The sequence below is a fragment of the Campylobacter sp. IFREMER_LSEM_CL2127 genome (assembly GCF_025771745.1).
Classification (GTDB): domain Bacteria; phylum Campylobacterota; class Campylobacteria; order Campylobacterales; family Campylobacteraceae; genus Campylobacter_D.
In genome coordinates this window covers 18,607-44,357 of the sequence record NZ_JAKMQV010000004.1, presented here as the reverse complement: position 1 = coordinate 44,357, position 25,751 = coordinate 18,607, and the positions used below count along the sequence as shown (strand labels likewise).

The 25,751-nt window shown below is 29.0% G+C and carries 24 protein-coding genes and 1 tRNA gene; 21 read left to right on the top strand and 4 right to left on the bottom strand.

Annotation, left to right across the window (positions count from 1 at the left end):
* Positions 1-2: 2 nt before the first annotated feature.
* The 3 genes from L8V77_RS04140 to L8V77_RS04130 are packed head-to-tail and all read left to right on the top strand — an operon-like array spanning position 3 to position 3,556.
* Positions 3-1,139 carry an FkbM family methyltransferase gene (locus tag L8V77_RS04140; protein ID WP_263706844.1) on the top strand — a complete coding sequence of 379 codons (1,137 nt, stop codon included), beginning with the start codon at positions 3-5 and terminating at the stop codon, positions 1,137-1,139.
* A gap of 11 nt (positions 1,140-1,150) precedes the next feature.
* Complete coding sequence (locus tag L8V77_RS04135) at positions 1,151-2,353, top strand: glycosyltransferase family 2 protein (RefSeq protein WP_263706843.1); 1,203 nt, start codon at positions 1,151-1,153, stop codon at positions 2,351-2,353.
* Entirely contained in the window at positions 2,354-3,556 is a 1,203-nt protein-coding gene (locus L8V77_RS04130; protein WP_263706841.1) for a glycosyltransferase family 8 protein, read from the top strand. It abuts the gene before it with no gap.
* Here L8V77_RS04130 and L8V77_RS04125 read toward each other — a convergent pair.
* Genes L8V77_RS04125 through waaC form a run of 4 tightly spaced genes read right to left on the bottom strand, consistent with a single transcriptional unit; the run spans position 3,549 to position 7,294 of the window.
* The gene (locus L8V77_RS04125; protein ID WP_263706840.1) at positions 3,549-4,610 is read right to left on the bottom strand and encodes a glycosyltransferase family 4 protein; all 1,062 of its coding nucleotides are present in this window, start codon (positions 4,608-4,610) and stop codon (positions 3,549-3,551) included. The two genes, L8V77_RS04130 and L8V77_RS04125, sit on opposite strands and share 8 nt — an antisense overlap.
* Positions 4,597-5,376, bottom strand: a complete 780-nt coding sequence (locus L8V77_RS04120) for a glycosyltransferase family 2 protein (protein WP_263706839.1) — start codon at positions 5,374-5,376, stop codon at positions 4,597-4,599. The genes L8V77_RS04125 and L8V77_RS04120 overlap by 14 nt, the downstream gene beginning before the upstream one ends.
* Positions 5,377-5,384: 8 nt before the next feature.
* Positions 5,385-6,257, bottom strand: coding sequence for a lipid A biosynthesis lauroyl acyltransferase (locus L8V77_RS04115; protein ID WP_263663440.1), 873 nt, complete (start codon positions 6,255-6,257; stop codon positions 5,385-5,387).
* A complete protein-coding gene (gene waaC / locus L8V77_RS04110) occupies positions 6,254-7,294 on the bottom strand; it encodes a lipopolysaccharide heptosyltransferase I (RefSeq protein ID WP_263663439.1) in 1,041 nt (346 codons plus the stop codon). The genes L8V77_RS04115 and waaC overlap by 4 nt, the downstream gene beginning before the upstream one ends.
* A gap of 70 nt (positions 7,295-7,364) precedes the next feature.
* Here waaC and L8V77_RS04105 point away from each other — a divergent pair, with 70 nt between their 5' ends.
* The 18 genes from L8V77_RS04105 to L8V77_RS04020 all read left to right on the top strand — a co-directional run bounded on the left by L8V77_RS04105 (position 7,365) and on the right by L8V77_RS04020 (position 25,746).
* Positions 7,365-8,144 carry a 3'-5' exonuclease gene (locus L8V77_RS04105; RefSeq protein ID WP_263663438.1) on the top strand — a complete coding sequence of 260 codons (780 nt, stop codon included), beginning with the start codon at positions 7,365-7,367 and terminating at the stop codon, positions 8,142-8,144.
* Positions 8,145-8,202: 58 nt separating this feature from the next.
* Complete coding sequence (galE, locus tag L8V77_RS04100; protein WP_263663437.1) at positions 8,203-9,189, top strand: UDP-glucose 4-epimerase GalE; 987 nt, start codon at positions 8,203-8,205, stop codon at positions 9,187-9,189.
* A complete protein-coding gene (locus L8V77_RS04095) occupies positions 9,183-10,877 on the top strand; it encodes an ABC transporter ATP-binding protein (RefSeq protein ID WP_263663436.1) in 1,695 nt (564 codons plus the stop codon). The genes galE and L8V77_RS04095 overlap by 7 nt, the downstream gene beginning before the upstream one ends.
* The gene (locus tag L8V77_RS04090; RefSeq protein ID WP_263663435.1) at positions 10,874-11,938 is read left to right on the top strand and encodes a glycosyltransferase; all 1,065 of its coding nucleotides are present in this window, start codon (positions 10,874-10,876) and stop codon (positions 11,936-11,938) included. Before L8V77_RS04095 ends, L8V77_RS04090 begins: the two co-directional genes overlap by 4 nt.
* Before the next feature lies 1 nt (position 11,939).
* On the top strand, positions 11,940-13,040 hold the full coding sequence (locus L8V77_RS04085; protein WP_263663434.1) for a glycosyltransferase: 1,101 nt from the start codon (positions 11,940-11,942) through the stop codon (positions 13,038-13,040).
* A 1-nt stretch (position 13,041) separates the two neighbouring features.
* Positions 13,042-15,180, top strand: a complete 2,139-nt coding sequence (locus L8V77_RS04080) for an STT3 domain-containing protein (RefSeq protein WP_263706837.1) — start codon at positions 13,042-13,044, stop codon at positions 15,178-15,180.
* Positions 15,177-16,304 (top strand): N,N'-diacetylbacillosaminyl-diphospho-undecaprenol alpha-1,3-N-acetylgalactosaminyltransferase, encoded by a 1,128-nt coding sequence (pglA, locus tag L8V77_RS04075; protein ID WP_263706834.1) that lies wholly within the window; start codon positions 15,177-15,179, stop codon positions 16,302-16,304. The genes L8V77_RS04080 and pglA overlap by 4 nt, the downstream gene beginning before the upstream one ends.
* Positions 16,297-16,899 (top strand): undecaprenyl phosphate N,N'-diacetylbacillosamine 1-phosphate transferase, encoded by a 603-nt coding sequence (gene pglC, locus L8V77_RS04070; RefSeq protein WP_263706833.1) that lies wholly within the window; start codon positions 16,297-16,299, stop codon positions 16,897-16,899. The genes pglA and pglC overlap by 8 nt, the downstream gene beginning before the upstream one ends.
* Positions 16,886-17,482 carry a UDP-N-acetylbacillosamine N-acetyltransferase gene (gene pglD / locus L8V77_RS04065; RefSeq protein ID WP_114640582.1) on the top strand — a complete coding sequence of 199 codons (597 nt, stop codon included), beginning with the start codon at positions 16,886-16,888 and terminating at the stop codon, positions 17,480-17,482. The genes pglC and pglD overlap by 14 nt, the downstream gene beginning before the upstream one ends.
* Positions 17,479-18,639 carry a UDP-N-acetylbacillosamine transaminase gene (gene pglE / locus L8V77_RS04060; protein WP_263706832.1) on the top strand — a complete coding sequence of 387 codons (1,161 nt, stop codon included), beginning with the start codon at positions 17,479-17,481 and terminating at the stop codon, positions 18,637-18,639. The genes pglD and pglE overlap by 4 nt, the downstream gene beginning before the upstream one ends.
* 1 nt (position 18,640) lies before the next feature.
* Complete coding sequence (pglF, locus tag L8V77_RS04055) at positions 18,641-20,404, top strand: UDP-N-acetylglucosamine 4,6-dehydratase (configuration-retaining) (protein ID WP_263706831.1); 1,764 nt, start codon at positions 18,641-18,643, stop codon at positions 20,402-20,404.
* 113 nt (positions 20,405-20,517) lie between these two features.
* Complete coding sequence (locus L8V77_RS04050) at positions 20,518-20,895, top strand: chemotaxis response regulator CheY (RefSeq protein WP_039619063.1); 378 nt, start codon at positions 20,518-20,520, stop codon at positions 20,893-20,895.
* A gap of 12 nt (positions 20,896-20,907) precedes the next feature.
* Positions 20,908-21,744: a 50S ribosomal protein L11 methyltransferase gene (locus L8V77_RS04045; protein ID WP_263706830.1), complete on the top strand. Its 837-nt coding sequence runs from the start codon at positions 20,908-20,910 to the stop codon at positions 21,742-21,744.
* Positions 21,744-23,666, top strand: coding sequence for an ATP-dependent zinc metalloprotease FtsH (gene ftsH / locus L8V77_RS04040; RefSeq protein ID WP_263706829.1), 1,923 nt, complete (start codon positions 21,744-21,746; stop codon positions 23,664-23,666). Before L8V77_RS04045 ends, ftsH begins: the two co-directional genes overlap by 1 nt.
* Positions 23,666-24,283, top strand: coding sequence for a phosphatidylserine decarboxylase (locus tag L8V77_RS04035; protein ID WP_263706828.1), 618 nt, complete (start codon positions 23,666-23,668; stop codon positions 24,281-24,283). Before ftsH ends, L8V77_RS04035 begins: the two co-directional genes overlap by 1 nt.
* Positions 24,280-24,990, top strand: a complete 711-nt coding sequence (gene pssA / locus L8V77_RS04030) for a CDP-diacylglycerol--serine O-phosphatidyltransferase (protein ID WP_257399294.1) — start codon at positions 24,280-24,282, stop codon at positions 24,988-24,990. Before L8V77_RS04035 ends, pssA begins: the two co-directional genes overlap by 4 nt.
* A 62-nt stretch (positions 24,991-25,052) precedes the next feature.
* Positions 25,053-25,607, top strand: a complete 555-nt coding sequence (locus L8V77_RS04025) for a PepSY-associated TM helix domain-containing protein (RefSeq protein ID WP_263682382.1) — start codon at positions 25,053-25,055, stop codon at positions 25,605-25,607.
* Positions 25,608-25,656: 49 nt separating this feature from the next.
* Positions 25,657-25,746 (top strand) — tRNA-Ser (locus tag L8V77_RS04020).
* The last annotated feature ends 5 nt before the right edge of the window (positions 25,747-25,751 follow it).

Below are 25,751 nucleotides of genomic sequence, written 5' to 3'. Positions count from 1 at the left end.
AAATGTTTAAAATAAAAAAAGATATTAAAAGCAATTACTATGAAAAAAAAATTACCTTTGCTAATATATCGGTTTTTCAAAAAACAAAAAACATATACAATGCTGGTAAATATGATATTGTTCTTAAAAAAATTAAATTTTTAAATTTTACAATATTCAAACAAATTCAATTACACTTACCAATTAATCATTTTAATCACAAGCGATTGCAAAATAAAAAAATAAATCAATATATTTTATCAAGTGAAAATATGCAATTTACTTTTTCAAATAAATTAAAACAAATTTTAACTACTGATATGCTATATAGCCTAGTTAAAAATTTAGACAACGAAAGTATTAAAACAATCAACACTATATTATATCGATTAAAAAACATTAACAAAGAATGTGATTTTGTCTTTGCAAATGATGATGAAGTTAATAAATTAAAAGATATTGAACAAAATTTCTTAAGGCAAATTATTACAATAAATAATGAAACTTATTTTTATAATGGTTTTTTCCTTCCTATAAATCATTTTGAAGCAAGTGTATTTTTCTACAAACACAATATAGATTGTTTTCAAAAAAACACCCTCAGTAAAATACACAAAAAAAGTATAATCGATGTTGGTGGATATATAGGGGATAGCGCTATAGTTTTTGAAAAAGAATTTCCACATAGTAATATATATTGTTTTGAGGCAAGTCAAAATAACTACAATCTTCTATTAAAAACATTAAAACTTAATAACTCTCAAAAAATTACTGCGATCAATAAAGGATTAGGTTCTGAAAACAAAACCATAAAACTCTCTTTTGCTGGAAGTTGTTCTACTTTATGCAGTGAAAATTCAGACAAATATGAAAATACTGAAATAATTACTCTTGATGATTATGTTAAAACCAACAATATTGAAGTAGGTTTGATAAAAGTTGATATAGAAGGCTTTGAGCAAGATTTTTTAAAAGGTGCCCTAGAAACCATAAAAAACCATAAACCTGCATTAATATTAAGTATCTATCACAATATTGATGATTTTTTCAATATAAAACCGTTTATAGAAGAATTAGATTTAGGCTATACATTTAAGATAATTAAACCAGTAGATGGTAGTATCTCCCTTGAAACAATACTACTATGTGAAGTTAATTAAAAGGTCATTTGATGAATTGCAATCCTTTGGTTAGTATAATTATACCTATTTATAATGTAGCACCCTATTTAAAACAATGTTTAGATAGCGTTATAAATCAAACTTACAAAAATTTAGATATTGTTTTGGTAGATGATGGAAGCGATGATGAAAGTTTACAAATATGCTTAGATTACGCACAAAAAGATGATAGAATTTTTATTGTTTCTAAAATAAACTTTCACCAAGGATCTGCTAGAAATGTTGGATTAGAGTTTATAAAAAATAGTGATTTAAGAAAATTTTGTGAAGGTAAAACAACTTCAATCAAAAGTATTGAAAAGACTAATACTTTTGAAAAAGTATATAAAAAAATAAATAAAGACAAACTAAATTCATTTATAGAAATAAAATCTAAAAATTTTGTAAAAATTAATATTGAAAATATTAATGATATTATAATTCAAGAACTTCCAAATAGATTTGTTCATTTTATTGACTCAGATGATTATTTTGAGCTAGAGTGTATTGAATATTGCATAAAAAACTTAAATCAATCAGAATTAATTATGCATAGTTACATAACTTACAATGAATTTGACAAACAAATAACACAAAAAAATAAAAATATTACCTTTAAAACATATAAATCTGGAATAAATTTCCTAAAAAAACGCTCAATTTATCACTACTATTTATGTTGGTCATATTGTTTTAATACAAATATTTTAAACAAGTATAATCTACGATTTACCCACGGAATTCATGCTGAAGATGATGAATTTGGTATTTTTTTATTATCTTTAGCAAACAATGTTGTTTTTACAAGTAAAGAATTAATAATATATAGAATAAGAGAAAATTCTACTATGACTAGTGAAAATATCGAACAATTTCCTATTAAACTACCTAAATTTTTACTTCCATTAAAGCAATATTTTAAATCTTACAAAGAATTAAGATCTTATTTTAGGTCTTATAGTCATTTAGTTATAGCTTGCAATATATTACATTTTATAAGAGAAACAGAAAGTAAAACAGTTAAAAAAATTTTAAAAAGATATTTTTTAAACTACATTACAGGATATGCTTTATATCATTCAAAAAAAAGATATCTAAATGTAAATGAATTGCTAAAGAATAATAAAATTAATATTAATAAATTAAGAATTTACTTAATACTTAGATCTTACTTCAGACATCCACTAAAAATATTCAAAAAAAAGAAAACATAAATGTATCATATCATTTTTAGTGCTGACGAAAATTATATAAAATATACAGCTGTTTTGATTACAAGTATTGTTAAAAATACAAATAAAAATAAATTTTATCTAAAAGAAAATAAATATTATTTCCATATTTTAAGTAACTTTATCAGTGATAATACAATAAAAAAAATTCAGAGTTTAGAAAAAGAACTTAATGATATTTTCCCCTGCATAATACAAATTCATATTCTAAGCGATAAAAATTTTAAGAGTTATCCTATTAGTGGGGCCGCCCATAGCTCAAAATTACCTTATTATAGATTAAAATTAAGTTCTATATTAGAAGAACAAATAGATAAATGCTTATATTTAGATTCTGATATGTTGTGTTTGTGTGATATAAGAGAAATTTTTACCATTAATTTAGAAGGAAAAATAGCAGGAGTTGTAGGAGATCCTGGTTCTAAAAAATTTAAAATTAAATTTAAAGAATATGGTAAGAAAAAAGTTTTATATTTTGGTAAAAATTATTTTAACTCAGGTTTTCTACTCATCAACTTAAAAGAATGGAAAAAAAACGGTATAGAACAAAAATGTGAAAATTTAGCTAGCAAAAGCTACTATATAAAAGCAGCAGATCAAGATCTATTGAATGCTACTATAAAACCACAGTATCAATTAAAATTAGATTTCTCTTATAATTTCAACATAAAAACACTACTTTATGTAATATGCAAAAATGAAAAACCTAATAGGCTTAACTACACAAGAGAGGAATTTATTGAAAGTGCAAAATCACCCAAAATTCTACACTACGGAGAAAAGCCTTGGAAATTTTTAAAATCATACACAGATTTACAAGGTAAAAATATAAATGATTATTGGTGGCAAATAGCTGAAAAAACACCTATTTTTAATAAAGAACTACTTGAACAAAAAACAAATATTAAAGATCATTTACTTTATAGCGCTTTGGGACTTGAGCTTTTAAAAGCTATAAAAAGTTTTAATTTTGTAAAAATATCATCTTTGATTCACAATACAAACCAAGATAAATGTTTTATGTATAATGTGCAAATCATTCATAATGAAATCTTTGGTTTATGCTGTATGCTTGGAGAAATAGTCTTATATGCAAGAAGAAACAATAAAAATACTTTTAATGTATTATTAAAAGCGTTTAAAATTCTTAATGAGTTTAAAAAATATGCCAATAAAATCAAATAATTAATAAATCTTTCCATTTTTGCATAACTTTTTCTTTAGAAAATTTATTACAAATATTTTCCTTAGCAGCTTGTCCCATTTGCTCTCTTAAGCCCTTATCATCCATAAGCAAACAAAGTTTATCTGTAAAATCATGTAAATTGCCATCTTGGATTAAAAATCCGCTTTTTTTATTATCAATGATATCACTAGGCCCTGTATTTATATCAAATGCAACACTTGGGATACTATAATTTGCACTTTCAATTAAAACCATTCCAAAACCTTCAGAATAACTAGTCATTGCATAAATACTTGCTTTTAGGTATTCTGTTTCTATATTTTTATTAAAAGGTAATAAAATTACAGAGTGTTCTAATTTTTTTAGTTTTATCTTATAAAGCAATTCTTCTTTCAAAATCCCATCACCCACAATATGGAGTTGCCATTCTCTAAATTTCTCACTCCTTTGTATCGTTTCCCAAATATCTATAAGCCTGAAAAAACCTTTTTCTTGAGTAAACCTACCAATACTTAAAACAACTTTTTGAGACAAATCACTTTTTTTAGAAGATATAAAAGGTAAAAAATTAGGAATTATTTGAATATTTTTATGCCATTTATTCCATTTTTCAAGTTCTTTTGATGAAAGTATAATAATTGCATCAAAATAATCAAAAATTCTCTTTTTTCTCTTAGGAGCTTTAATGTGCCAAATTCTAAAATACTTTAAAGTTTTATTCTTGAAAAAAGGTAAAAAATACCCATCATTAGCTACAATTATTTCTTTATTTCTTTGTCTAAAATAGAAAATCATTTTTAATGATAGAAAATAGCGACAAAAAATTTTTAGAAATATTTTTTTAATTCCTCTTGCATTTTTTAAATTAAATGCACTTAAGTAAGTTATTTTTACCTTTTCATCAAGCTCATAAGCAGTATTTGGTTGACTTTTATAAAAACTAAAAATTTCAACTTCATAATCAAAAGAAAAAGCATTAGCAAGATTTACACAAACCCTCTCTCCACCACCACTTTCTGTAATATCTTTTAAAAAAATATTAATCTTTTTCATTTTTGCAAACTTGATCATAAAGTTTCATATATCGAAAAAAAGCACCATTTGCATTTAAAATAGCAATCACAAATCCCTTATATCCATATAAAAAACCTTTTCTAAAAAAATAGTCCTTTATAAAAGTAAAAATAAATCTCAGTATGGCCTTTGTGGCACTCGGTTTTTTATTATATTTAAATTTTTCTTGCGCAGAGTATGAAGTATAGAGATTCATTTTACTTATTATTTCACTCATCTGATCGCATGTAAAATGCCTCAAACCATTTTGCAACTTAATCTTTTTGCTATCTTCATGTAAAATCAAACTTTCATGTACCAAATTTTCATTAAAACTAGTATGGGTTTTATTAAACACCCGCATTACATGATCAGGCCACCACCCACAAGCTTTAATCCACTCTCCATTATATAAATTTTCTCTTGGTAAGGCTATGATATCTTCTTTATTAGGCTCGATTTTCCTTAGCTCTTGTAAAAATTCTTTCTTAGCAAGCTCATCTGCGTCAATATTAAAAATCCAATCATTACTAGCATAACTTATGGCTAAATTTTTCAAAGGTCCAAAACCTATAAATTTATGCTGATAAATCTTGATATTTTTATAGTTTTTACTAAATTCATAAGCAATTTTCAAAGTATCATCATTGCTATCATTTTCTATCAAAACTATCTCGCCAAATTCTTGCAAAGATTCCAAGCAAGCTTTTAAGGTTTTTTGAGCATTTTTAACAATCATTATCACACTAATTTGCTTTAAATCCATTTTAAATCCTACAAATACAACTCATGATTGTATCTTTTAAATCTCTTATGAAAGAAAAAATACTCATCAGGTTTAAATTTAATCATCTCTTCACAACACTTTGCTTGATACTTAGTAAGCTCTTCTATACTTGCTTTACTTGCGTCTAAAGCCTTAAAAGTTTTTACAAAAAATTTCTCATCTTTTTGATACACAAAACAAGGTAAAATCATAGCATTTGTTTTTTTGGCAAGCACACTTGCACCTGCTATAAAATTTACTTCTTGGTTAAAATATTGTATTTTTACACTTTCACCATCTACCGCATCTTGATCGGTTAAAATTCCAAGCGATCTGCCTTCTTTTAAGGCTTTTAGCATTTTTTTAAGACCACCCTTTTTTTCTATAAGCTCTATGTTAAATTGCGTGCGATTTTTACTTAAAATTTTATCCATTATCATACTATCAAGCGCTCTTCCAACTATGGAAATTCCTTGAAATTTAGCCCCAAAAGATAAAGCCAAAAGTTCCCAGTTACCATAATGAGCCGTAGTTACGATCAAGGGTCTTTTACTTTGCATTATATTTAAAATTTGCTCCTCATCATCAAAGCAAATTTTATTGATGATTTCTTCTTTACTTGCATTTTGATTTTTGATAAAATCAATCCCAAATTTAGCAAAATTTTTATAGATATTAAGACTAGTTTCATCACGCCATTTTTGATCTTTTTCAGGAAAGCAAATTTTTAAGTTTGTATCAATGATTTTGCGGTGTTTGTGATTAAGCCTATAAGTGATTAGAGCAACCAAATTTACAAAAGAGTTCAAAAGCTTTGAAGGTAAAATCTTCACAAGAGTTTTTAATATATAAAAAAGACTTAGATATACATAATTTATCATTTTTCTAAAAGCTCACAAGCTAGTTTAAAAATATCTTTTTCATCGATATTTTGTATGCAAAAATCACTTCTATCAAATTTAAATTTAACATTAGTATCAAATTTTTTGCCCGCACTTATGGTTTTATTAATCTGAGTTTCAATGCACACACGACTATCCCATGTAGCGCCAAATATAGTTATAGAAGGTTTATTTAGCGCAAAAGCTAAATGAGTAGGTCCACTATCATTACCTATAACCAAATCACTTATCTTTGTCATGCATATTAATTCTTTTAAAGATAATTTTGGCAGTTGAATTAATGCTTGAGTTGAAGAATTAACAATTTGACTTAATTGAATTAATTCCTGTGATAAGTAATATTCTTTTTGATTGCCCCAACAAAGATAAATATTAATTTCTGAAAAAGTATTTACAAGCATTTTACACAATAATGCCATTTTCGTTATAGAATATATTTTATTATCCTCTGCAGAACCAACATGGATTAATATATTTTTTAAATTTTGATTAAAATCAATTCTTTGAATCAATTCATCTTTAATCTCCTCATCCAAAGGAAAAACTGCTTGTTTATGATAAATTTCTTTATAATCAAATTCTTCATTAAAAGCATAGTGCACAAGAGATAAATACCGAATGTACACATTTTCATTATAACTTGCATCAAATTTTTGGCTATAAAAATTATGCGCAAAAGTTTCCCTTAAACCATTTTTATCAAAACCAAAAACATTAGAGCCTAAAATTCTACTGACCACAGCTGATTTAATCAAACCTTGCAAGTCAATCACAACATCATATTTATTTTGCCTGGCTTCAAAAAGTATTGCAAAGGTTTCTTTGAATTTTTTATCTTTTAAAGGTAACACATAAAGTTCATCTATCAAAGGATGATCTTGTAATAAATTAGCAAATCTTTTATCGACAAACCAATGAATTTCAATATTTTTGTTTATTTTTTTAATAAACTGCAAAACGATCGCAGATTGAATAATATCGCCCAAAGCAGAAAGTCTTACAATTGCTATTTTCATTTTATATTAAACCTAATTTTAAATTTTCTGTTATGATTTTAACAAAGATTTTTTTAAAAAAAGGTTTATCATGCAAGAATATATTTGCGTTTTTGATTGTGAGAGCATTCCTGATGTAGAGTTGATAAAACATCTTTATGATTTTAATGGCGATGATTTAAGCATTAGCAAGCAAGCCTTAGAAAGACAAAAAGAAGAAAGCGGGAGTGAATTTTTACCTCTGCCTTTTCATAAAGTTGTAAGCATTTGTGCGGTGATTGCAGATAAATTTGGAAATTTCATCAAAGTTAATAAAATCAAGGGCGAAAATGAAAAGCAAATGCTAGAAGAGTTTTTTAACTTCATAGACAAGCACCAACCCCGCCTTGTAAGTTTTAATGGTAAAAGCTATGATATGCCTTTGCTTGTTATAAGAGCATTAAAATACAATATCAACGCAAGTGCTTATTTAGACGCAAGCGATAAATGGAATAACTACAAAAGTAAATTTGTAGAAAATAAACATTGTGATTTATTAGAATCTTTAGGAAGTTTTGGTCAAAAAGGCTTAAGACTTGACACACTTTGTGTTATGGCAGGACTTCCTGGAAAATATGATGTGCATGGAAATGAGGTATTAGAACTCTTTTATCAAAACAAATTAGAAAAAATTCACGAATACTGTGAAAGTGATGTGTTAAACACTTATATGCTATTTTTAAAATACGAACTCATCAAGGGCAACTTAACCCAAGAAGATTATCTTAATATTTTAGAAAATTTCAAAGAAGAACTTTTGCAAAAACATAGTGATAAAAGCTATCAAAAGCCATTTTTAGAGGCCATAGAAAAAGAAAAGAACAAGTTTTAAATTAATTAAGAAAAGTATATTAAAATAACTATTATTAAATATCACAAAAAGGATAAAAATGAAAATTTTAATCACCGGTGGCGCAGGATACATAGGCTCTCATACTTTAAAACAATTTTTAGAAACAAATCATGAAATTTGTGTATTAGATAATCTTTCAAAAGGTAGCAAAAAAAGTTTGGATGAACTTTCTAAAATCAGACCTTTTAAGTTTTTTGAGCAAGATTTAAGCGATTATGCTGGGATTAAAAAACTTTTCAAAGAAGAAAATTTTGATGCGATTGTGCATTTTGCAGCTAGCATTGAAGTTCCTGAAAGTATGGAAAATCCTTTAAAATACTATATGAACAATACCGCAAATACAAGTAATCTAATCCAAACTTGTTTAGAAACAGGTGTGAAAAAATTCATTTTTTCTTCAACCGCAGCTACTTATGGAGAACCACAAACTCCTATTGTAGATGAGCAAAGTCCATTAGCACCGATTAATCCTTATGGACAAAGCAAACTAATGAGTGAAAAAGTCTTACAAGATGCTAATATGGCTAATCCTGAATTTAAATACTGCATTTTAAGATACTTCAATGTAGCAGGTGCTTGCATGAGTTATCCTATAGGTCAACGCTATCCAAAAGCTACTTTACTTATCAAGGTTGCTGCTGAAGTAGCCACAGGAAAAAGAGAAAAACTTTATATTTTTGGCGATGATTATAATACTAAAGATGGTACTTGTATTAGAGATTTTATCCATGTTGATGATATTTCAAGTGCGCATTTAGCTGCTTTAGAATACCTAGAAAACAATGAAAGTAATATTTTCAATGTAGGCTATGGGCATGGCTTTAGCGTAAAAGAAGTTATTGAAACCATGAAAAAAGTAAGTGGAGTAGATTTCACAGTAGAACTTGCACCAAAAAGAGCTGGGGATCCTTCTGTGCTTATTTCAAATGCGGATAAAATCAAAACTCTAACTAATTGGAAACCAAAATATGATGATTTAGAATTAATCTGTAAAAGTGCTTATGAGTGGGAAAAACAGTGTTAAAAAAACTTTTTTTCATACTCAATGCTCATGATAAGAAATTTTTATTTGCCTTACTAATTTTTTCTATTTTTATAGGATTTATAGAAAGCTTTGCTATTTCTTTGATCATGCCTTTTGTATCGGTAGCGAGTAATTTTGAGCTTTTAGAAAAAAGCTCCTATTTTCAACCTATCTATGAGTATTTTAATCTACCAAGCTATAAGATTATTGCTTATTTTGGCTGTATATTAATCGCCTTTTATATTTTTAGAGCCTTTTTAAATGCCTTTTATTTTCATTTGCTTGCGCGTTTTTCTAAAGGGCGCTATCACAGCCTTGCTTGTCGTATTTTTGATAAATACTTACATCTTGAATATGAAAATTTTACTAATAAAAATCAATCAGAACTTTTAAAAACTATCACTCAAGAAGTATTTCATTTAAGTACTTTAATTAGTGCATTTTTACTTATGCTAAGTGAAAGCTTTGTGGTGTTTTTGCTTTATACTTTATTGCTAATTATCAACTATAAAATCACCCTAGCTTTAAGTGCTTTTTTACTTTTAAATGCTTTTATTTTGATTAAAATCCTCTCACCCTTGGTAAAAAAAGCTTCCATAGCTAGAGAAGAGGCGATGAAAAATTATTTTGAAATTTTAAATGCAAATTTAAACAACCTTAAAATCATCAAACTCAAAACCAAAGAACAAAGCACACAAAAGCTTTATGAAATTCAAAGTGGGCTTTTTGCCAAAGCAAACATTAGCAATGAAAGCATGTCAAGCATACCTAGAATTTACCTTGAAGGTATAGGTTTTTGTATGCTTTGTTTTATTGTAGTGTATTTAGTTTTAAGATATGAAAGTGATATTTCATCTATCTTAGCAACCATTACTATTTTCGTAGTAGCTCTTTATAGGCTTATGCCAAGTGCTAATCGTATCATCACAAGTTACAATGAAATCACATATTATAAAAACTCTTTAGATATTATTTATAATATGCTTAATGAAAAAGAAGAAAAGTTAGGCGATGAAAGTATTGAATTTAAAGAAAAAATCGTTTTGAAAAATCTTTTCTTTGCTTATAAGGGTAAGAAAAATTTATTTAAAAATTTAAATTTTGAGCTTAAAAAAAATGAAAAAATCGCTTTTATAGGTAAAAGTGGAAGTGGTAAAAGTACTTTAGTTGATCTTATCATAGGGCTTTTAAAACCAAGCGATGGAGCTATTTTTGTAGATGGAATTAAGCTTGATGAGAGCAATATAAAAAGTTTTAGAAGTAAAATTGGCTACATACCTCAACAAATTTATCTTTTTAATGATTCTATTGCTAAAAATATTAGCTTTGGAGAAGAAGTGGATGAAGCACTTTTGCATAAGGTGATCAAACAAGCTAATCTTGAAAGCTTTGTAAATTCACTTGAAGATGGAGTGCATACTAAGGTGGGTGATTCAGGTTCGTTTTTAAGTGGAGGCCAAAGACAAAGAATAGCCATAGCAAGAGCGCTTTATCAACAACCTGAAATTTTAGTTTTAGATGAAGCAACTAGTGCTCTTGATCAAGAAAGTGAAGCAAAAATCATGGAAGAAATCTATAAAATTTCAAAAGATAAAACCCTCATCATCATAGCTCATAGACTTTCAACTATACAAGGTTGCGATAGAGTATTTGAAGTAAAACATGGACATTTAAAGGAACAAGTATGAAAATCACTTTCATCATAGCTACTTTAAATTCAGGTGGCGCTGAAAGAGTATTGGTCACTTTAGCTAATGAGCTTTGCAAAAATCATGAAATAAATATTATTAAATTTCACAAAGAAGACTCTTTTTACAAGCTTGATCCAAAAATCAAACTTTTTACCCTAGAGCAGTTTGACTTTTCCACTCTTTATAATAAAATAGCCTCACGCATTAAAAAATTCAAAGCCTTAAAACAAGCACTTAAAGAGCATAAAAGCGATATTTTTATCTCATTTTTAGATACCACTAACATCGCTTGCGTTTGGGCAAATAAAGGTTCTAATACACCTTTAATCATTAGCGAGCATAGCTCTTATACTTATTTAAAATCTAAAATTTGGAAATTTTTACGCCGTATAAGTTTTCCTCATGCAAATGCTCTAACCGTGTTAAGTAATGATGATAAAAATTATTATGAAAACTTTGTTAAAAAAGTTATCAATATGCCAAATCCTTGTCATTTTAGCCCTATTAAAGAAAATTTAGAAAAAGAAAATAATGTCATTTTCGTAGGCAGACTTGATCATAATAAAAATGCTTCTATGTTTTTAAAAGCCATAGCAAGGCTAGATACAAATTTACAAAAACAATACAATTTTTTCATAGCAGGCGATGGAGAATTAAGACAAGATTTAGAACAAGAAGCTAAGAATTTAAATATCAAGGTTAATTTTTTAGGTAAAGTTGAAAATATGCAAGAGCTTTATAAAAAAGCAAAAATAATCTGCCTTTGCTCTTTCATAGAAGGCTTGCCAACAGTTTTACTTGAAAGTTTATATTATCAAGTAGCACGCATTAGCACTAAATACACGAGCGGCCATAAAGATTTAATTGATAATGGAAAAGATGGATTTTTAGTAGATTTAGATGATGAAAAAGCTTTAAGCGAAAAACTCGCCCTTTTAATGCAAGATGAAAATTTAAGAAAAACACTAGCGCTTAATGCACAGCAGCGATGTAAAGATTATGAAGTGGCCAATGTAGCACAAAAATGGCTTGATTTGATCAAAGAAGTAAGGGTTTAACATGAAAAAACTAGCAATTTTTATTTATTCTTTAGGAAGTGGTGGTGCTGAAAGGGTTGTATCTACGCTATTGCCTGTATTAAATTTAAAATATGAAGTGCATTTGATTTTAATGAATGATAAAATATCATATGATATTCCTGAAGTTAATATCCACTATCTTGAAAAATCAAGTCCAAGTGAAAGTAACTTAGCTAAATTTTTAAAACTACCCTTGCTAGCTATGAAATACAAAAAACTTTGTGAAGATTTAAAAATCAACTTGCAATTTGTATTATTAAATAGACCTAATTATATTGCGTTAATGGCAAAATCCCTAGGACTTAAATCAACCCTTATTATCAATGAATGCACCACTCCAAGTGTAATTTATAAACATAATAATCTAAATTCTTTTATCAATAAATTTCTTATTAAAAAACTTTACAATAAAGCAGATTTAATCTTAGCAAATTCTATAGGAAACAAAGAAGATTTAATACAAAATTTCAATATAGAGGCTAAAAAATGTGATATTTTATACAATGCCATAGATTTAGAAAGCATTATAGAAAAATCTAAAGAAGCAATCGACTTTAAAGAACCTTTTATACTTAGTGTTGGCAGACTTGATCATGGTAAAAATCATGCTATGCTTATAAGAGCTTATGCAAAAGTTAAAACTGATTTAAAATTAATCATTTTAGGCGAGGGTATTTTAAAAGATGAGCTTTTGGCTTTAATAGAAACTTTAAATTTAAAAGATAAAGTCTTTTTACTAGGTTTTGACAAAAATCCTTATAAATACATGAGCAAATGTGACTTTTTTGCTTTTGCTTCAAGTTTTGAAGGCTTTTCTAATGTTTTAATCGAATGCCTAGCTTGTAATACTGCCGTGCTTTGCACTGATCATAAAAGTGGCGCAAGGGAGCTATTTTTAGATGATGAGTTTGGACTTTTAGTAAAAGTAGATGATGAAAAAGCCATGCAAGAAGGCTTAGAAAAAATGTGCAATGATGAAGCATTAAAAGCTTCATATAGACAAAAGGCTTTTTTACGTGCAAAAGAATTTGATAAAATTAGTATAGCAAAGCAATTATTTGAATTTTTCAACAAGGCATAAAATGAAACTACGACAAAATTTCACTGATAATAATTCTATAAAATATACCTGTATTTTAATCCTTATAGCCTTTGCTTTTAGTGTTTTGTGTAGATTATACTGGGTAGCTTGGGCAAGTGAGTTTTATGAGTTTTTCTTTAATGATCAACTTATGATTACTACTAATGATGGCTATGCTTTTGCAGAAGGTGCAAGGGATATGATAGCAGGTTTTCATCAACCCAATGACTTATCTTATTTTGGAAGCTCACTTTCTACTTTAACTTATTGGCTTTATAGTATTTTACCTTTTAGCTTTGAAAGTATTATTTTATATATGAGTACTTTTTTTGCTTCTTTGATTGTTGTGCCTATTATATTAATCGCAAGAGAATATAAACTCACTACCTATGGCTTTATAGCAGCCTTACTTGCAAGCATAGCAAATAGTTACTATAACCGCACTATGAGTGGGTATTATGATACTGATATGTTAGTTTTGGTTTTACCAATGCTTATTTTACTTACTTTTATAAGATTAACTATCAATAAAGACATTTTCACCCTACTTTTAAGTCCAATTTTCATCATGATTTATTTGTGGTGGTATCCGTCAAGTTATTCTTTAAATTTTGCTATGATAGGACTTTTTGGACTTTATATTTTAGTATTTCATAGAAAAGAAAAGATTTTTTATCTAGCTATTGCTTTGATGATCATAGCTTTAAGTATGCTAGCATGGCAATATAAACTTGCTTTGATTGTATTATTATTTGCTATTTTTGCTTTTAAAGAAGAAAAAATTAATTTTTATATGATTTGGGCTTTGATTTTTATTAGCATTTTGATTTTACATTTAAGTGGCGGCTTAGATCCTGTTTTATATCAACTTAAATTTTATGTTTTCAAAGCTTCTGATGTACAAAATTTAAAAGATGCTGCCTTTGTGTATTTTAATGTCAATGAAACCATTATGGAAGTAAATACTATCGATCCTGAAGTATTTATGCAAAGAATTAGCTCTAGTGTTTTAGTATTTATCCTTTCTTTTATAGGTTTTATCTTACTTTGCAAAGATCACAAAAGTATGCTTTTGGCTTTACCTATGCTTGCACTAGGTTTTATGGCTTTAAGAGCTGGACTTAGATTTACCATTTATGCAGTTCCTGTGATGGCTTTGGGTTTTGGGTATTTTTTATATGTATTTTTTAATTTTTTAGAAAAAAAACAAATCAAACTTAGTCTAAGAAATAAAAATATCTTACTCATACTCATTGCATTTTTTAGCATAAGCCCTGCTTTGATGCATATTTATTATTATAAATCCTCTACTGTTTTTACTTCTTATGAAGCTAGTATTTTAAATGATTTAAAAAATAAAGCTCAAAGAGAAGATTATGTCGTTGCTTGGTGGGATTATGGTTATCCAATACGCTATTATAGCGATGTAAAAACCTTAATCGATGGTGGAAAACACCTAGGAAAAGATAATTTTTTCTCATCTTTTGTCTTAAGTAAAGAGCAAATTCCAGCAGCCAATATGGCAAGACTTAGCGTAGAATACACTGAAAAATCTTTCAAAGAAAACTATCCTGATGTTTTAAAAGCCATGGTTAAAGATTATAACCAAACAAGCGCTAAAGATTTTTTAGAAAGTTTAAATGATAAAAATTTTAAATTTGATACCAATAAAACTAGAGATGTATATATTTACATGCCTTATAGAATGCTGCGTATCATGCCTGTGGTGGCACAATTTGCAAATACAAATCCTGACAATGGAGAGCAAGAAAAAAGTTTATTTTTCTCCCAAGCTAATGCTATAGCTCAAGATAAAACCACAGGTTCTGTTATGCTTGATAATGGAGTAGAAATCATTAATGATTTTAGAGCCTTAAAAGTAGAAGGTGCAAGCATACCTTTAAAAGCTTTTGTGGATATAGAATCCATCACTAATGGCAAATTTTATTACAATGAAATTGATTCAAAAGCTCAAATTTATTTGCTCTTTTTAAGAGAATACAAAAGCTTTGTGATTTTAGATGAGAGTCTTTATAATAGTGCTTATATACAAATGTTTTTATTAAATCAATATGATCAAGATTTATTTGAGCAAGTCACTAATGATGCAAGAGCAAAAATTTATAGGCTAAAAAGATGAAAATAGGAATTTTAACCCATAGCGCAATGAGTGTGTATTATTTTCGTCTTGCACTCATTAGAGCTTTAGAAAAAAATAATCATGAAGTTATAATCATCACTCCAAAAGATGATTTTGCTATTAAGTTACAAGAGCTAGGCTATAAGGTTTGCTTTTATGATTTAGCTAGATCAAGCGTTAACCCTTTAGTCGTTTTTAAAAATCTACTTAGTTTAAAAAATACACTCAAAAGTTTAAATTTAGATCTTTTACAAACAAGTGCCCACAAAAGCAATACAACAGGTGTCATAGCAGCTAAAATGGCGGGCATTAAATACACTTTTGGTTTGGTTGAGGGCTTAGGAAGTTTTTATATAGATGATGATTTTAAAAGCAAATTAGTAAGAATGAGTATTAATTTACTTTATAAAATTTCTTTTAAACTTGCTAATGGTTTTATTTTTGTCAATGAAAGCAATGCTTTATTTATGAAAAATTTAGGCTTAAAAGAAGAAAAAATCAAAATCATCAAATCCGTAGGGCTAAATTTAAAACAATTTTTACCTTTAAAAATTAGCACAGAAGAAAAACAAGCTTTTTTAAAAGAGCATAATATGCTTGATAAACCTATCGTTTTAATGATTTCAAGAGCGCTTTGGCATAAAGGTATTAAAGAATTTTATGAAGCAAGTCAAATTTTAAAAGATAAGGCAAATTTTGTTTTAGTGGGTGGAAGAGATGATAATAAATCTTGTGCACCATTAGAATTTTTAAACTCAAATGATGTTTTTTATCTTGGTGCAAGAAGTGATATTGCACATTTATTAAATTTATGCGATATTTTTGTTTTACCAAGCTATAAAGAAGGCTATCCAAGAACGGTTTTAGAAGCACAAGCTTGTAAAAAAGCGTGCGTGGTAAGTGATGCTGAGGGTTGCATTGAGGCAGTGGATAATGCCATAGATGGTTTAATTTGTAAATGCAAAGATAGTAAAGATTTAGCCGAAAAAATCGCAGTTTTACTAGAAGATGAAAAACTAAAAAATACTTTAGCACAAAATGCTTTTCTTAGAGCGCAAAATTATGATGAAAATATCATAGCTTTGAAATATCTTGATTTTTATAGGGGTTTTATAAATGTATAAAAATGGTTTAAAACGTGTTTTTGACTTTTTTTTGGCTTTGATTTTATTGATTATTTTTTTACCCTTTATAGTGCTTATTGGCATTGTTTTAAAAATCGTTCAAGGAAGTGTGCTTTTTAAACAAGCAAGACCAGGATTAAATGAAAAAATTTTTTATATTTATAAATTTAAAACTATGAGCGATGAAACCGATGAAAATGGAGAATTACTTCCTGATGAATTACGCTTAAAGCCTTTTGGCAAACTAGTTAGAAGCTTGAGCTTAGATGAATTACCACAGCTTTTTAATGTATTAAAAGGCGATATGAGCTTCATAGGCCCAAGACCTTTACTTGTAGAATACTTGTCCTTATACAATCAAGAGCAAAAAAAACGCCACGATGTAAGACCAGGCATTACAGGTTGGGCGCAAATCAATGGACGCAATGCTATTTCTTGGGAGCAAAAATTTAAATATGATGTAGAATATGTGCAAAATTGCTCTTTTTTATTTGACCTTAAAATCTTTTTTATGACCATTATTAAAGTTTTAAAAAGAAGTGGGGTTAATAAAGAAGGAGTAGCTACAACGGATAAATTCAATGGACACAACTAAAAGTATTTATATATATGGTTCTAGTGGGCATGGTTTAGTCTGTGCTGATGTAGCTAGAAATTTAGGATATGAAAAAATCATCTTTTTGGATGACAATAAAGGCTTAAAATATCACTCCAACTTAGAAAAACACGATATGTTTATTGCTATTGGTGCAAACTCTATTAGAGAAAAACTTTTCAAAAAAGCAAAAGAAGATGGATTTAGATTAGTAAATTTGATACACAAAAGTGCTATTATTAGCCCAAGTGCTTTTTTAGATGATGAGGGTATTTTAATCATGCCAAATGTCGTAGTTAATGCTAAAGCTAGCATTGCAAAAGGTGTAATTTTAAATACTGCTTGTGTAATTGAGCATGAGTGTTTTGTAGATGAGTTTAGCCATATTAGCGTTGGAGCTAAACTAACAGGAAATGTAAAAATAGGAAAGCGTTGTTTTTTGGGAGTTAATTCAAGCGTTATTCCTTGTATGAGTTTAAATGATGATATAACTTTAGGTGCAGGAGCGGTTGTGGTTAAAAACTTAACTTCTAAAGGCATCTATGCTGGAGTTCCTGCTAAGAAAATAAAGGAGGTAAAATGAGGTTTTTTCTATCAGCACCACATATGAGTGGAAAAGAATTAGAATACATACACAAAGCTTTTGAAAGTAATTATATAGCACCTTTGGGTGAGTTTGTTAATGCCTTAGAACAAAGTATTAAAGATTATACAAAAAGTTCTAACGCACTTGCTCTAAATGCAGCCACTGCAGCCATTCATCTAGCTTTAAGAGTTTTGGGTATTAAAGAAGGTGATGTAGTTTTAGCTTCAAGTTTTACTTTCATAGCTTCAGTAGCACCTATTTCTTACATGAATGCTACGCCTGTGTTTATTGATTGTGATGAAACTTATAATTTAGATGTAAATTTATTAAAAAAAGCTATCAAAGAAAGTCCTAAAAAGCCAAAAGCTCTCATTTTAACACACCTTTATGGTAATGCTTCTAAAATGGATGAGATTGTCCAAATTTGTAAAGAAAATGAGATTTTTTTAATCGAAGATGCTGCTGAAGCTTTGGGAAGTTTTTACAAAAATAAAGCTTTAGGTACTTTTGGGGATTTTGGAGTATATTCTTTTAATGGTAATAAAATCATCACAACAGGTGGTGGTGGCATGCTTGTAAGTGAAAATCATACCAATCTTGAAAAAGCAAGATTTTATAGCACTCAAGCTAGAGAAAATTGTCTTCATTATGAGCATAAAGAATATGGTTATAATTATAGAATGAGTAATATCTTAGGTGCAATCGGCACTGCTCAAATGGAAGTTTTAGAAGAAAGAGTAAGTAAAAAGCGTGAAATTTATAGCTGGTATAAAGAATTTTTAAGTGGCACCTTTACTTTTCTAGATGAACTTGAAAATACCAAGTCAAATCGCTGGCTAAGTACTGCTTTACTTGATTTTGATTTAAATAAATTTAATACTTATGAAAAACATTGTATATGTGAAAATAAAAATGTTCAAATTCAAGATAAAATTTTAAAAATCATACAAGTTTTAAAAGATAATAAAATCGAAAGTCGCCCGCTTTGGAAACCAATGCATTTACAAGAACTTTACAAAGGTTGCGATGCTTACTTAAATGGCAATAGTGAGTTTTTCTTTAGCAATGGAATTTGCCTTCCAAGCGCAACTACTATGAGTAAAGCCGATGTAGAGGAAGTTTCTACTTTAATCTTAAACACCTTAAAGGACTAAGATGGATTATAAAAGCAAACGCTTAGGTTTTTTCCTAGGCGCTGATATTTTACTTTTTGTTATAAGTATTTATTTGTCTTTTTCTTTACGCTTTAGTGCAGACATTCCAAGTGAATTTTATGAAGGTATGTTTAAAAGTGCGGTGATTTTGATTTTACTTAAAATCATTTTTCTAGCTTTTTTTAGAATTTATCAAGTTGCTTGGAGATTTTTCTCACTTAATGAAGCACGTAAATTAGTTATCGCTTTAGCTTTAGCTGAACTTGTATTTTTAGCAATTTATTATTTTTATGATGATTTTTTTAATCCTTTTCCAAGAAGCGTTATAGGAATAGACTTTGTTTTATCTTGTATGCTAATTGGAAGTTTGCGTATAAGCAAAAGAATGATAGTTGATTTTAGAAAACCAAAATATAACGAAGAACATCCTTGTATAGTAGTTGGTGCCACTTCAAAGGCTTTGCATTTATTAAAAGGAGCCAAAGAAGGGAGCTTAGGACTTTTTCCTGTAGCTGTGGTAGATGAGCGTAAAAATTTAATAGGTACTTATTGTGATAAATTTATAGTTGAAGAAAAAGAAGCAATTAGAAAATATACCACTGAAGGAATTCATACTGCTATCATTGCTTTAAAACTTGAGCAAGAAGAACTCAAAAAGCTTTTTGATGAGCTTATTGCTTATGGGATTAATGATATAAAACTTTTTTCTTTTACACAAAATGAAGCAAGAGATATAAGCATCGAAGATTTATTAGCACGCAAGCCAAAAGATTTAGATAATGCTTGCGTGATTGATTTTATCAGAGATAAGGTAGTTTTAGTTAGTGGGGCTGGTGGGACTATAGGAAGCGAGCTTTGCAAACAATGCATTAAATTTGGTGCAAAACACTTAATCATGCTTGATCATAGCGAGTATAATTTATATAAAATCAATGAAGAATTAAGCTTGCATAAAGAAAAAATTGAGCCTATTATGATGAGTATATTAGACAAAGAAGCGTTAGAAAAACTTTTACAAGAAAAAAATATAGATTTGATTTTACATGCAGCAGCTTATAAACACGTGCCTTTGTGTGAGCAAAATCCACATTCAGCTATTTTAAATAATATCATAGGTACTAAAAATTTAATCGATCTTGCAAAAACTTACAAGGTTGCTAAATTTGTTATGATAAGCACTGATAAAGCTGTAAGACCAACTAATATCATGGGTTGTACAAAAAGAATTTGTGAGCTTTATGCGCTAAGTTCAAGTTGTGAAAATTTTGAAGTAGCTTGTGTGCGTTTTGGTAATGTTTTAGGCTCAAGTGGAAGTGTTATACCTAAATTTAAAGCTCAAATTGCAGCTAATGAACCACTTACTCTTACTCATCCTGATATAGTGCGTTATTTTATGCTTGTGGATGAAGCTGTACAACTTGTTTTACAAGCTGCGGCTATTGCCAAAGGTGGGGAGTTATTTGTGCTTGATATGGGTGAACCTGTTAAAATCATGGATTTAGCTAAAAAAATGCTTTTACTTTCTAATAAAAAGTTAGAAATTAAAATCACTGGACTAAGAAAAGGTGAAAAACTTTACGAAGAGCTTTTAATCCATGAAGATGATTTGAAAACTCAATATGAAAGTATATTTGTTACCACTAGTGAAATTAAAGATTTAAAAATTTTAAATCAAGAAATAGAAAGATTACTCCAAAGCACAGATCCTGCAAAAGTTTTAAAGGAAATTGTGCCTGAGTTTAATCACAATAAAAATGGAGAGTGATTAAATTCTAATTTTATTTTTAAATGGTATAATATAAACTTTTAATTGATTAATAAAAATAAAAACGATACAATTACACTTTTATGTAATTACATCAAGACAAAGGAAAAAAAGTGAAGTTATTAGTAGTTGATGATAGTTCTACCATGAGAAGAATAATCAAAAACACTCTTGTAAGATTAGGCCACAAAGATGTTTTAGAAGCTGAACATGGAGTTGAAGCTTGGGATTTGCTTTCACAAAATGATGACATAAAAATTTTAATTACTGACTGGAATATGCCTGAAATGAATGGCTTAGAACTAGTAAAAAAAGTAAGAGCGGAAGAAAAATATGCTGATATGCCTATTATCATGGTAACTACAGAAGGTGGTAAGGCAGAAGTTATCACAGCTTTAAAAGCAGGTGTAAATAACTATATTGTAAAACCTTTTACACCTCAAGTATTAAAAGAAAAACTTGAAGATGTTTTAGGAACAAACGAAGGCTGATTATAAGTTTTTATGCAAACACATTATTACGAACTTTTTTTTCAAACAGATAAGGAATATTTAGATTTATTCCTTGATCTTGTTTTTTCTCTAGATATAGATGCCATAGAAGAAAAGAATGATGGCGTTTATATACGATCAGAAGAAGATATAAAACTCATTCAAATAGCCTTGCAAAGCTTTCATCAAAAATTATGTGAAAAATTTAACACTAAGATTTATTTTCATTCTACTTTAGAAAAAAAAGAAAATAAAAACTGGATAGAAGAGTATAAAAAAGGCATACAAGCTTTAACCATTGACAATATCCACATTCACACGACTTGGCAAGAAGCTATACAAGATAAAATCAATATCATTATAGACCCTGCCCTAGCTTTTGGCTCAGGACATCATGAAAGCACTTACACTTGTATAGAATTTTTACAAAAATACACAGATGATTCTAAATTTTGCTTAGATGTAGGCTGTGGAAGTGGGATTTTAAGTATCATCATGGCAAAGCTTGGAGCTAAAGTGCAAGCTTGTGATACAGACGAGCTAGCCGTAGTTGCAAGCAAGGAAAATGCAAAATTAAATCAAGTTAGCTTTGATGATATTTGGGTAGGTTCTATTAATAAAAGCTTACATAAATATGATATAGTTGTGGCAAATATCATTGCTGATATTTTAATCATACTAGAAAAAGATCTTAAAGAAAAAACCAAAGAAGGTGGAATTTTAATCTTATCTGGTATTTTAAACAAATATGAAGAAAGAATTAAAGATAAATTCAAAGATTTGACTTTGTTAGAATGTAAACACAAAGGAGAGTGGTTGAGTTTAGCTTACAAAAAGGAAACAAAATAATGAATAAAAAACCAAACGAACCAAAAGATAATCCAAACAATAATAGCTTTTTTAATAAAAATCCTATTTTTATTTTCGCTATTTTTGCCATTGTGATGATTCTTTTATTTAAAGGATTTTCAGATGATGGTAGCATGGGTATTATGGGCGGAGAAAATACCAAAAAAGTTACTTATTCTGAATTAAAAACTTTAATTGAAAACAATCAAATTGCCCAAGTTAACATAGGTCAAACTACCATAAAAGCAGTGTCTAAAGCAGGAAATATGGTATATATTACTAAAAAAGTTCCAAATGATGCTACTTTTGTGCCTTTACTTGATTCAAAAGGCGTTTCTTATGGAGCTTTTAATGAAAGTAATTGGTTTATAGATATCTTGCTTTCTTGGGTTTTACCGGTATTTATTTTCTTTGGTATATGGATGTTTTTAGCCTCTCGTATGCAAAAAAATATGGGCGGATCTATACTTGGTATAGGAAGCTCCAAAAAGCTTGTAAATTCAGAAAAACCAAAAGTTAAATTCAATGATGTTGCAGGTGTTGAGGAAGCAAAAGAAGAAGTTAAAGAAATAGTTGATTTTCTAAAATATCCTGAAAGATATATCAATCTTGGAGCAAAAATTCCAAAAGGACTTTTGCTTGTAGGCCCTCCAGGTACCGGTAAAACTTTACTTGCAAAAGCAGTGGCAGGAGAAGCTGATGTACCATTTTTTAGCGTCTCAGGTTCATCTTTCATAGAAATGTTTGTGGGTGTTGGAGCTAGTAGGGTTAGAGATTTATTTGAAAATGCTAAAAAAGAAGCTCCAGCTATTGTATTTATAGATGAAATTGATGCTATAGGCAAATCACGTGCAGCAAGTGGTATGATGGGTGGAAATGATGAAAGAGAGCAAACTTTAAATCAACTTCTAGCAGAAATGGATGGCTTTGGTACTGAAAGCTCGCCAGTAATCGTACTAGCAGCGACAAACCGTCCTGAAGTCTTAGATGCAGCATTACTTAGACCGGGACGTTTTGATAGACAAGTTTTGGTAGACAAGCCTGATTTTAAAGGCAGATGTGATATTTTAAAAGTTCATATGAAAGATGTTAAAATTTCACCTGAAGTAAAAGTAGAAGATATCGCAAGATTAACAGCAGGTCTTGCAGGTGCTGATTTAGCAAATATCATTAACGAAGCAGCTTTACTTGCAGGTAGAGATTCTAAAAAACATGTAGAACAAAAAGACTTAGTTGAAGCAGTAGAAAGAGCTATAGCAGGACTTGAGAAAAAATCACGTAGAATTAATGATAAAGAGAAAAAAATCGTAACTTATCATGAATGTGGCCATGCTTTAATCGCTGAAACCACAAAAGGTGCTAAAAAAGTAAGTAAAGTTTCTGTTATACCGCGTGGTTTAGCAGCTTTAGGATATACGCTCAATACTCCTGAAGAAAATAAATTTTTAATGCAAAAACATGAGCTTTTGGCTGAAGTTGATGTACTTTTAGGTGGACGTGCAGCTGAAGAAATTTTCATTAAAGAAATTTCAACCGGTGCAAGCAATGACCTTGAACGTGCAACTGACATCATAAAAGCTATGATTTCTATGTATGGTATGAGTGAAATTGCAGGTTTAATGGTGCTTGAAAAACAAAGAAATACTTTCTTAAGTGGTGGACAAACTATCAAAGATTATTCTGATAAAATGGCTCAAGATTTAGATGAGTATGTGAAGAAAACCTTAGATGAACGCTATGCGGGTGTAAAAGAAATTTTAAAAACTTATAGCGGTGCTATAGAAGTAATGGTACAAGCACTTTATGAAGAAGAAACTATTGATGGTACTAAAGTAAGAGAGATTATTAAAAACTATGAAGAAGAAAACAATCTTCCAACGCGCTTAGAAGAAAAAGAGCAAGAAGTTACTAAGGATAACTAATGAAAACAAATTTTATTGCAAAGGCTGGCTGGAATTTACTTATAATTCTAGCTATAGTTTTTGCAATAGCTCAATTTATATGGGGATTTTCTTGGCTTTTATGGTGTATTTTTATACTTTTTGCTTGCCTTTTTAGAGCTAGTAAAATCGATTATATAGCAGATCCAAATACTATCATAGCTCCTATAGAAGGAAAAATAAAATGCATTAAAACAAGCTCATATAAAGAGCTTGGCGAATGCATAGAAGTGCAAATTATAAACAATATCATCCATCAAGGCAGCATCATAGCTCCACTTAATATGGATATAGAAGAAACTAGACCAAGACACGGACTTTTTTTATGTCCATTTATGAAAAATACAAATTTAATGGGCGAAAGAATGCTATTTTTAGCACGTTCTAAAGGCAAACAATGGGCATTACGCATCATTTTTGGCGCCTTAAATAGAAAAGTTCATATTGATGATTTTGGTCATCATTTAAACCATGGACAAAATATAGGTTTTATGTTTGATGGCAGTGTGAGTTTATTGCTTCCAAAAGATACTAGAATTTGCGTAAATGAAAACGATAAAGTACGCATTGGTGCATTGGTAGGGTATTTAAATCCATGAATTTTAAACTAATTTATATTTTACCTAATCTTTTTACAGCTGCTTCCATATTTTTAGGCATTATTTCAGTGATTGCTTCTATTAATCAAAATTTTGATAAAGCATTAATTTATATCATTTTATCATTAATTTGTGATGGTTTAGATGGACGCGTTGCAAGAGCTACTAATTCTACTTCTAAATTTGGAGTTGAGTTTGACTCACTAGCAGATTTAATAGCCTTTGGTGTTGCACCTGCTATGCTTTTTTATATGAGTATAGGTTATGAATATGATCGTTTTGGCTCCTTAATAGCTGGTTTATTTGTAGTTTTTGGCGCTATACGCTTAGCAAGATTTAATGTCACCACAGGTACTTATGAACCTTCAGTTTTTATAGGACTTCCTATACCAACAGCTGCAGTTGTAAGTGCTTTATGGGTAAGTGCTTATTTATATTATGATTTTTTACGTGATTTTTCTTTGATGATAGTATGTATTCAAATGCTTTTAGCTTTTTTAATGGTAAGCAATATAAGATATCCAAGTTTTAAAAAAATTGATTTAAAACGGGCAAATGTTTTAAAAGTATTAATCCTTTTAGTAATCTTATTTTCCATGCTTTATTTGTATTTTTTAGAAAGTGCGTTAATCGTCGCAAGCTTATATGTACTTTATGGAATCATTCGAAGCTTTTTTACTCTAGCTCGTAAATTTAAAAAAGATTAAAATTTTATTTTCACTTCACTTTTTAACAATATACTTCTCATTATTTTCAAAAAGGAGTAAAAATGAATAAAAACAAATTATTCAGACAAATTCACATTTACATTAGCTTATTTTTCTTACCACTAGCATTTTTATATGCTGTTACTGGTTTTGCTTATATAGCTGGTTTTGATGGGGAAAGTGGAGCTAAAATTCAAACTCAAAAAGTTCAAGCTATTATCCAAGAAGGCGCTGAAGCTGAATTTTTAATTGATTTTTTAAAGAAAAATAACTTAAAACTTCCTTCATCTTTAGAACCAAAACTTAACAAAAAAGGCGATGGAATAGAGCTTGGCACTATAAACTATACTGCAAGTATTGTCAAAATAGATGAAAATAATTATGAAATTATCACAAAAGAAAGAAGTTTACTTGGAAATATGATTTTACTTCACAAAGATAAAGGTATGTGGTATTTTTCTGTTCTTGGACTAGCTTTTGCACTTGCTATGATAATCCTTTATATTTCAGGACTTTTAATCACTATCATAGCTATACGCAAAGACAGGGGCAAACAAATCGCAGTTTTAGGTGCTGGTTTTGTTATAACTTTAATTATAGCTTATCTTAGTGTATAAATTTAAGGTATATCTTATAATCAATAAGATATACTTTCCCTTTTAATACGGACAGATGGGTGAGTGGCTGAAACCACACCCCTGCTAAGGGTGCAGATCTTAACGGGTCTCGAGGGTTCAAATCCCTCTCTGTCCGCCACCTTA